The sequence below is a fragment of the Mammaliicoccus fleurettii genome, from assembly GCF_003970575.1.
In the GTDB taxonomy this organism is placed as follows: Bacteria; Bacillota; Bacilli; order Staphylococcales; family Staphylococcaceae; genus Mammaliicoccus; species Mammaliicoccus fleurettii.
In genome coordinates, this window is the sequence record NZ_RXWZ01000010.1 from 1 (window position 1) to 8,650 (window position 8,650).

At 33.0% G+C, this 8,650-nt stretch carries 8 protein-coding genes and 1 pseudogene; 1 reads left to right on the forward strand and 8 read right to left on the reverse strand.

What is annotated here, in order from left to right; translation table 11 throughout:
* Positions 1-455 precede the first annotated feature (455 nt).
* The 7 genes and pseudogenes from qoxD to CD129_RS00480 form a co-directional block, all read right to left on the reverse strand.
* Positions 456-749: a cytochrome aa3 quinol oxidase subunit IV gene (gene qoxD, locus CD129_RS00455; RefSeq protein ID WP_078356755.1), complete on the reverse strand. Its 294-nt coding sequence runs from the start codon at positions 747-749 to the stop codon at positions 456-458.
* Positions 746-1,354 carry a cytochrome aa3 quinol oxidase subunit III gene (gene qoxC, locus CD129_RS00460; RefSeq protein ID WP_078356756.1) on the reverse strand — a complete coding sequence of 203 codons (609 nt, stop codon included), beginning with the start codon at positions 1,352-1,354 and terminating at the stop codon, positions 746-748. Before qoxC ends, qoxD begins: the two co-directional genes overlap by 4 nt.
* On the reverse strand, positions 1,347-3,341 hold the full coding sequence (gene qoxB / locus CD129_RS00465) for a cytochrome aa3 quinol oxidase subunit I (protein ID WP_115337611.1): 1,995 nt from the start codon (positions 3,339-3,341) through the stop codon (positions 1,347-1,349). The genes qoxC and qoxB overlap by 8 nt, the downstream gene beginning before the upstream one ends.
* Complete coding sequence (qoxA, locus tag CD129_RS00470; protein ID WP_078356758.1) at positions 3,341-4,456, reverse strand: cytochrome aa3 quinol oxidase subunit II; 1,116 nt, start codon at positions 4,454-4,456, stop codon at positions 3,341-3,343. The genes qoxB and qoxA overlap by 1 nt, the downstream gene beginning before the upstream one ends.
* Before the next feature lie 344 nt (positions 4,457-4,800).
* Positions 4,801-5,271 carry an immunoglobulin-like domain-containing protein gene (locus tag CD129_RS13355; RefSeq protein WP_256681885.1) on the reverse strand — a complete coding sequence of 157 codons (471 nt, stop codon included), beginning with the start codon at positions 5,269-5,271 and terminating at the stop codon, positions 4,801-4,803.
* A gap of 135 nt (positions 5,272-5,406) precedes the next feature.
* Positions 5,407-5,697, reverse strand: a pseudogene (locus tag CD129_RS13360) (immunoglobulin-like domain-containing protein); the annotation flags it as partial.
* A 130-nt stretch (positions 5,698-5,827) separates the two neighbouring features.
* Positions 5,828-6,256, reverse strand: a complete 429-nt coding sequence (locus tag CD129_RS00480; protein WP_115337610.1) for an RrF2 family transcriptional regulator — start codon at positions 6,254-6,256, stop codon at positions 5,828-5,830.
* A gap of 184 nt (positions 6,257-6,440) precedes the next feature.
* Between CD129_RS00480 and CD129_RS00485 the strand changes: the two genes are divergently transcribed.
* Positions 6,441-7,598: a globin domain-containing protein gene (locus CD129_RS00485; RefSeq protein WP_078356761.1), complete on the forward strand. Its 1,158-nt coding sequence runs from the start codon at positions 6,441-6,443 to the stop codon at positions 7,596-7,598.
* Between the two features lie 130 nt (positions 7,599-7,728).
* On the opposite strand, the gene folD is transcribed toward CD129_RS00485, so the two are convergent.
* Positions 7,729-8,586 carry a bifunctional methylenetetrahydrofolate dehydrogenase/methenyltetrahydrofolate cyclohydrolase FolD gene (gene folD, locus CD129_RS00490; RefSeq protein ID WP_078356762.1) on the reverse strand — a complete coding sequence of 286 codons (858 nt, stop codon included), beginning with the start codon at positions 8,584-8,586 and terminating at the stop codon, positions 7,729-7,731.
* Positions 8,587-8,650: the final 64 nt, after the last annotated feature.

The window sequence follows — 8,650 nt, forward strand, 5'->3', positions numbered from 1 at the left end:
AATGAAAGAATACATGCAGGATTAAATTATCAAACGCCAACCTCTTATAAACTTATGAATTCTGTCTAAGTTTTTGTTGACATACCAAAGAAGTGTAACTAAGGTCACCCATATTCACACAAGTGGAGAGAAGTGTAACTAAGGACATCCATATTCACACAAGTGGAGAGAAGTGTAACTAAGGGCACCCATATTCACACAAGTGGAGAGAAGTGTAACTAAGGGCACCCATACACACAAGTGGAGAGAAGTGTAACTAAGGACATCTATATTCACACAAGTGGAGAGAAGTGTAAGCAAGGTCACCCATATTCACACAAGTGGAGAGAAGTGTAACTAAGGACACCCATATTCACATAACTAAAAAGAAGTGTAAGCAAGCCCCCCCAATATTCCCACATAAAAACAAAATTAAAAAAGCCACTCTATTCAGAGTGACTTTTAATATATAGGTATTACATATGGGAACTATGTCCGCCAACCATAACCCAATAAGTACCGATTACTACTAATAAAGTAATAATTACTGCGAATAGTACTTTGAAGGCTGTTGCACGTCCATCTGGTCCTTCTGTTAAATGCATGAACATTAATAATTGAACTAATGCTTGTATAAATGCAAATCCTATAATAATTGAAGTTCTTACTTGTAGTGACATGCCAGTGTATAACATAACATAAACAGCTAACAACGTAAGTAAAATTGAAAATATTAAACCGACTGTATGCGTAACGACTGTTTTATTCATGATCCACTCACCATCCCTACAAGATAAACTAGTGTAAAGATAAAGATCCATACAACATCAAGGAAATGCCAATATAAGCTTCCGATAAATACTTTTGGTGCATTATGTTCGTTTAATCCACGTGTAGCAATTTGAATTAATACGCCTGTTATCCAGAATACACCTAAAGTAACATGAAGACCATGTGTTCCTAAAAGTATAAAGAATCCAGACCAGAATGATGCTAATTGTGGTGTAACACCTTCATGAACATAATGTGTGAATTCGTATACTTCAAATCCAACGAATCCTGCACCAAGTAATAATGTGATGATCATCCATACCATCATCATTTTGACATTTTCTTTACGCATGTAATGTACACCGATACCACAAGTGTAACTACTTACTAATAAAAGGAATGTCATTATCATTACTAATGGTAATTCAAATAGTTCTGGTGTAGTAAAACCACCGTAAGAACCACTTTTTTGTAATACTAAGAATGTTGCAAATAAAGTACCGAATAACGCAACTTCTGCAGTAAGAAAGACCCAAAATCCGAGTTTGTTTAATTGGCCTGTTTCATTAACAGTATCAATTGTTTTATGTTGTTCATTACTCATCTTTATTGTCCTCCTTTTCCTGTAATTCTTGTTTGCGCAATTCACGTAATTTTGCTTCATTTTCTTCTAATTCTTCAGCATGAATATGGTAACCGTAGTCTTTTTCGAAACTTCTAAATACCATACATGCTAATACGCCTATACCAAAGATAATTGCTGGAATATACGTTTCAAATACTAAGAAGAAACCTCCGAATAGGAAACATACTGCCATCCAGAAACCAACGTGTGTATTATTTGGCATATGAATATCTTTATAGTCATGATCATCAAGATAGTGTTTACCATTTTGCTTCATTTCTACAAATGTTTCAGTATCATACCAATTTGGTGTGATTGCAAAGTTGTAATGTGGTGGCATTGCTGAAGCAGTAGCCCATTCTAATGTTCTACCTAAACCGTTCCAGTTGTCACCATTTGCTTCACGTTTAGCTTTACCGTAACTATATACTACGTTCCAAACTAACGCTAAGAATCCTATACCCATCAAGAATGCACCAATTGTTGAGATGAAGTTTAATGAGAACCATCCATCTGATTGCGTGTATTTGTATAAACGACGTGGCATACCATCTAAGCCAAGTAAGAATTGTGGTAAGAAACATAAGTTAAATCCTAGAGTAAATGTCCAGAATAACCATTGATTGATTTTTTCATTTAATTTGTAACCAAACATTTTTGGATACCAGAAAATTAAACCTGCGAAACATGCGAATACAACACCAGCAATAATTACGTAGTGGAAATGTGCCACTAAGAAATACGTATTGTGGTACTGATAGTCTGCAGCTGCCATAGCAAGCATGACACCTGTAACACCACCTAATGTAAAGTTAGGAATGAATGCTAATGAGAATAGCATTGGTGATTCAAAGGAAATTCGTCCTTTATACAAGGTGAATAGCCAGTTGAATATTTTAACACCGGTTGGTACTGCGATTAACATTGTAGTTATTGAGAAGAATGAGTTTACTAATGCACCATTACCCATTGTGAAGAAATGGTGAACCCAAACTAAGAAACTTAAGAATGCAATACCACTTGTTGCCCAGACCATACTTTGATGTCCGAATAAACGTTTTCTAGCAAATGTTGGGATAATTTCTGAATAAATACCGAATGCTGGTAATACAAGTATATATACTTCAGGGTGACCCCAAACCCAGAAGAAGTTAGCCCATAGCATTGGCATACCACCATTAGCTACTTCAAAGAAGCTTGTTCCCATTAAACGGTCGAAAGTCATTAATGCAAGAGCGACAGTTAAAATAGGGAAGGCTAAGATGATTAATAATGATGTAATTAATGTTGTCATTGAGAACATCGGAATTTGCATAAATTTCATAGATTTAGTACGTAATTTTAAGATAGTAACAAAGAAGTTAATACCGGTCATTAACGTACCAATACCAGCAATTTGTATTGCAATTAAATAATAATTGATACCAGTACCTGGACTGAAATCAGTTGCAAGTGGAGCATAGTTTGTCCAACCAGCAGCTGGAGCACCACCAAGTACGAATGAAATATTAAATAATCCCATTCCGGCAGCAAATAACCAGAAACTTAAGTTATTTAACATTGGGAATGCAACATCTCGAGCACCTAATTGTAATGGTACAACAACGTTCATTAAACCAATTAAGAACGGCATAGCCATGAAGATAATCATGATAACACCATGTGTTGTAAAGATTTCATTATAGTGCTGAGATTCTAGTAATGTATTATCTGGTGTCATTAATTGTAGGCGGATAAGAAGAGCATCTACACCACCACGGAAGAACATAATGATTGCAGAAAGAATATACATTACACCGATTTTTTTATGGTCGACTGAAGTTAACCATTCAGTATATAACCATTTCCATTTTTTATAATAAGTTAATCCACCAACGACGCAGATACCTGTTAATACAAGCATGACTTGCGCCATTGTAATCATCCAGTCGCTTTGTACGATAAATTCATTCCATGGAAAATTCATTACTTGTCACCTCCATGGTTTTTATTTGAAGATTGCTCATCTTTCTTTTCATCTTCAGATTTAGCATCTTCTTGGATTTTTTCCATTTCGTCCATATGATGTTTTTCGTCTTTCTTGAAGTCACTATCATATTTTTCATTATTTGGAAGAATCATAGGTTTCATTCCATGACGTTCATAGTTAGGGTTAGTAACAGTTACTTTACGAGCAGGTAATACCGGCTTATCAGTTACGCCTTCACTTTCGTCATAGAAGTTTGGATCTTTTGGTTCATAACGGAAACGTTTAAATGCATGGAAGATATATTCCGGATCTGAAGCCGGATCAACATATGCTAAATGTGTACCGCTATAAGTAAGTTCCTGATTCTGAGTTGTAGGTAAAAGTTGGTGATCGAATGTATCTTGATCAATTGTTTTACGTTTTTGAGATTTTGAAACCCATTTATCGTAGTCTTCTGAACTTACTGAATTTACGTTAAATGTTTGTCTTGAGAAACCTTCACCATTAAAGTTTGAGTTTCTTCCTTTAAATGAACCAGTTTCATTAGCTTGCAATGTCCAATCCATTGTCATGCTTGTCATGGCATATTTCTGTCCACCTAATTGTGGAATCCAGAAACTTGTCATCATATCCATAGATTGCAGTTTGAATAAAACTGGGCGACCTTCTGGAATAGTTACATGATTGACTGTTTCAACCTTTTCATCTGGATAACTAAAGAACCATTTATAACCAGCACTTGTAGCATAAATAACTACTGGATCTTCATCAGATTTAGGTGGTTCTTCATAAGAATAAAGAGATTTAATTGTTGGTACAGCCAGTATCACAAGTATGATAACAGGAATTATAAACCATACTGCTTCTAAGATGAAGTTGTGGTGCATTGTACCAGTTGATTCGTTTTTTGTTTTTCTATATTTTATAATAAATATTAAAAACAAAACTGAGACCAATATGACTATGAAGACCATCATTATAATTGAAAAGATAATTAAGAAACGAGAATCTTCTGCCATCGGGCCTTTGGGGTTTAATACTTCTAAATTTGAACAACCACTAAGTAAAATACCTAATGTTGACATGAGAAGTATTGACTTTAACTTTGCCACGTTTTTTACCTCCCAAATTTTCTATATACCTATATATATGGCTAGACCTCAATTTTAAAGGATTTGTACATATTTACAAGGCTATCAAACGGAGTGTAAGCGTTATAATTTCGAAAAGTATAAAAAAACCTTTGATATGACGGGATTTTACCTAAATGTTAAATTTTTGTGTACATTTTAAAAAGGTTTTTAAATCTATAAAAACAATCAAAAATTAATAAAAACATTGATTTTTCAGCATATTATGAAAAATTAAAATGTAATAAAACTTCAATTATGTATGATAATTTTGCTAATAAAAATAAAACGCTCAATCCGTTAATTTTCGGATTGAGCGTTTTATTTTATTTCACTGTAATTGTTCTTCCTTGAGCAGTGATATGACCATCAGAATCTGACACTGCATATCCAACTTTATATTCACCAGGTTTATTAGTATTTACTTCGCCACTCGTTACTATGTCTGAAGTTAAATCTTTTCCTGATTTGTCTTTAGCTTTTACATCTTTTAAAAGGTCGAAATCTTCACCTTTTTTAACTGTAGTATCTTTGACACCTGACATTTCTGGATTAGGTGCTAATTCAGCATCGTTTACGTAAACTCCGCGTTTATATGTGTAGTAATAACCATCAGAATCTTTAACATGATAAGTTATATATTGTAAGCCAGTTTTTGAAGTGTCAATATCACCTTTAACTGAAACTTTATCAGTTATGTCGCCATCTTTTTTATCTACACCTTTAACACCTTTCATTGGGTCAAAGTGATCACCTTGGTATACTAAGTCTTTAGTAGGTACCGTAATAAGAGGCATATTGTCATCTAAATTTTTAGTTGAAGTCTTTTTATTAGAAGCTACTTCAGCTTTAGATTTGTCTTTATCATCAGTCGCTTTATCTTTTGTTCCATTTAAAGAACCTTCTTTTACTACATAAACATAATGCCATTTAGTTCGATATCCACCATCAGAATCCGTAACTTTATACTGTACTTTGTATTTGCCTAATTTAGAAGTATCTACATCACCAGTAACTTTAATCTTGTTAGTTAAGTCACCGTCTTCTTTATCATATGCTTTAATTCCCTTTAATGAATCATAATCGCTACCTTTTTCAACAACGTCTCCTTCAACACCTTTAATTTGTGGCAGACTATTGCTAGTAGCACTTGCAGTTAAAGAAGGTGTAACTAATGATGCTGATACACCAAGAACTGTTAATGATTGTAATATTTTATTCATCATAATTATGTACTCCTTTGTTGTAAACTATAAGAAAAGAATAACACGACTCGTGCATCAATTCCTTATTATTTAAAATATTATCGCAATGTTGTCACATTTACATCGACCTTTAGACCGATTTCAATTATCAAGGAGTATAAAGTGTTTCTTTTAGAGTATTTTTGGGGATAATATCACTTAAATAATATTTATCTAAAGTAAGAAGATATTCATTTAAAGCATGATTAAGTGCACCTTGTAATCCACAATTTAATGCGATAGGGCAAGTATTAGTTTCCATATTAAAGCATTCTACTAATTCAAAGTGATCTTCTGTTAAACGCACAAGTTTCCCGATATTTATATCTCGAGGTGACTTGTTGAGAATAATTCCGCCATTTCTTCCTCTTATAGATTTTAAATAGCCTAATTTTACGAGTTGATGAACTACTTTAGTTAAATGGTTTTTAGAAATCCCATAAAAATTCGCAATCTCTTCTATTTGAGATTGTTTTTTCTGTTGAGCAAGATACATAAGCACGCGCAACGAATAGTCCGTATATTGGGTGAGCTTCATAAAGTTCAGCCTCCTTTTAATATATTAATTATACTTAATATTGTATGTAAAAAACAATGATTCAATTTATGTTTTATGGATAAGTGACAATTTTGTAAACTATTGCAAAATTTGTTGAAAAACATTGTGAAATTTTTTACAATTAAAGATGTATTTAAAATATATCTTTTAGAGGGGGATTCTGATGTTATCAGAACAAACTAAAGAAATCGTCAAACAAACAGTACCTGTGTTAGAAGAACACGGAAATGAAATTACAAAAGTATTTTATGAAAGAATGTTTGAAGCACACCCAGAATTATTAAACATATTTAATAAATCAAATCAAAAACAAGGTAAACAACAAACAGCATTAGCACAAACAGTATTAGCAGCAGCTAAACATATTGATCATTTAGAAGCAATCGTACCTAATGTGAATCAAATCGCACATAAACATCGTGCATTACAAGTAAAAGAAGAACATTATCCTATAGTTGGAGAATTTCTTTTAAAAGCAATTAAAGAAGTACTAGGTGATGCAGCAACAGATGATATTATGAATGCCTGGGAAGAAGCATATGGTGAAATAGCTGGCGTATTCATTCAAATGGAAAAAGCAATGTATGAACAAGCAGCTTGGGAAGATTTTAAATCATTTAAAATTACTAATATTGAAGACCAAGGTACTTCAATGAAATCATTTGAAGTAGAACCAGAAGAGAATATTAAAGTACCAGATTTAGTAGCTGGTCAATATATTACTGTTCGTATTAAACCTACAAATGACGAGAATTTAGCGTTAAGACATTATTCAATTTATTCTGTTAAAAATGATGGCAAAATTAGATTTGCAGTTAAAAAAGAAGGATTCGGTGAGAAAAAAGGACTAGTATCACACGACCTACACAATAGCTACTCAGTTGGAGATACAATAGAAATTTCAGCTCCAGCAGGTGATTTCAAAGTAGAATCAGCAGATGACAAAAAAATATTACTATTATCTTCAGGAGCAGGCGTTACACCAATGTTAGCTATGTTAGAAGATGAAGGATATAAAGGCAAAGAAGTTCATTTCGTACACGTTAACGAATCAGAAAAAGATGTGCCTTTCAAAGACGAAATTGCTGCATTAAATGCAATGAATAATAATGTTAAAGTAACTTATCACTTAAAAGAAAGAGATGGTTACTTAACAAGTGACGAACTAAAAGCATGGATCGATAAAGATGTAGATATTTATCTATGTGGTGGTATAACATTTATGGATACAATTTTTGATGAGTTAAGCAAATTAAACATCGATCAATCAGATGTACATTTCGAACCATTCGGTCCAAAAATGAGTATTACAAACGTATAAATTTTATGAAGTATATCGTGTGATTCAGGAAGAATCTGAAATAAACACGAAGACTGATAAAAATATCTGACAATAAAATTAAAATAGGCTGGGACAATTAATTGTCCCAGCCTATTTTAATATATTTTTTTTATTCTATTCCGTTTTTCCATTTTTCAGCTAGTAATGTATTATTTAACACCATAGTAATTGTAAGGGGACCAACGCCACCAGGTACAGGTGTAATTGCGCCAGCTACTTCTTTAACGGCTTCGAAATCTACATCACCTTTAAGTTTACCGTCATCATCTGGTGTGTTACCTACATCAATAATGACTGCTCCTGGTTTAACTAAATCTTTAGTTACGAGATGTACATTTCCTACTGCACTAACGATTACATCAGATTGTTTTAATACTTCTTCAGTATTCGTTGATTTAGAATGTAACAACGTAACTGTTGCGTCTTGATCAGTTAATAATTTACTAACAGGTTGACCTACGATATGACTTCTACCAATTACAGCTACGTTTTTACCTTTTAAATCTATTTCTGCATGTTTTAAAATTTCCATAATTCCTAATGGAGTACATGGAACAAATGTACGTTCACCAGTGTATAACCTACCAATATTAATTGGGTTAAAACCATCTACATCTTTTTCAGGGTTAATTGCTTCTAATACTTTAGATTCTGAAACTTGTTTAGGTAGTGGTACTTGCACTAAAATTCCACTCACAGAATCATCATTATTTAATCTGTCTAGCTCGTTTAACACTTCTTCTTCTGTTGATGATTCATCCATGTGTATGATCTCAGATATCATACCAATCTTTTCGGCTGCTTTCTTTTTCGAATTAACATAGCTTTTACTAGCACCGTCATTACCTACTAATATTACAGATAATTTTGGTACGATGTTATGCTTTTTTAATTTTTCTACTTCACTTTGAAGATCTGCTCTATACGCCTTCGCTATTTCTCTACCGTCTAATATCTTAGCTACCATGAAAATTGCCTCCTAAATAATAAATCGAACTTTAATGATGTTTACAATACAAATTATCTCTTTA

Bases quoted from the DNA above. Each gene is read 5' to 3' on its own strand.
- CD129_RS00485 (WP_078356761.1), top strand. From the start codon at position 6,441: ATGTTATCAGAACAAACTAAAGAAATCGTCAAACAAACAGTACCTGTG.
- CD129_RS13355 (WP_256681885.1), bottom strand. From the start codon at position 5,271: ATGCCTCTTATTACGGTACCTACTAAAGACTTAGTATACCAAGGTGAT.
- folD (WP_078356762.1), bottom strand. From the start codon at position 8,586: ATGGTAGCTAAGATATTAGACGGTAGAGAAATAGCGAAGGCGTATAGA.
- qoxD (WP_078356755.1), bottom strand. From the start codon at position 749: ATGAATAAAACAGTCGTTACGCATACAGTCGGTTTAATATTTTCAATT.
- qoxC (WP_078356756.1), bottom strand. From the start codon at position 1,354: ATGAGTAATGAACAACATAAAACAATTGATACTGTTAATGAAACAGGC.
- CD129_RS00480 (WP_115337610.1), bottom strand. From the start codon at position 6,256: ATGAAGCTCACCCAATATACGGACTATTCGTTGCGCGTGCTTATGTAT.
- qoxB (WP_115337611.1), bottom strand. From the start codon at position 3,341: ATGAATTTTCCATGGAATGAATTTATCGTACAAAGCGACTGGATGATT.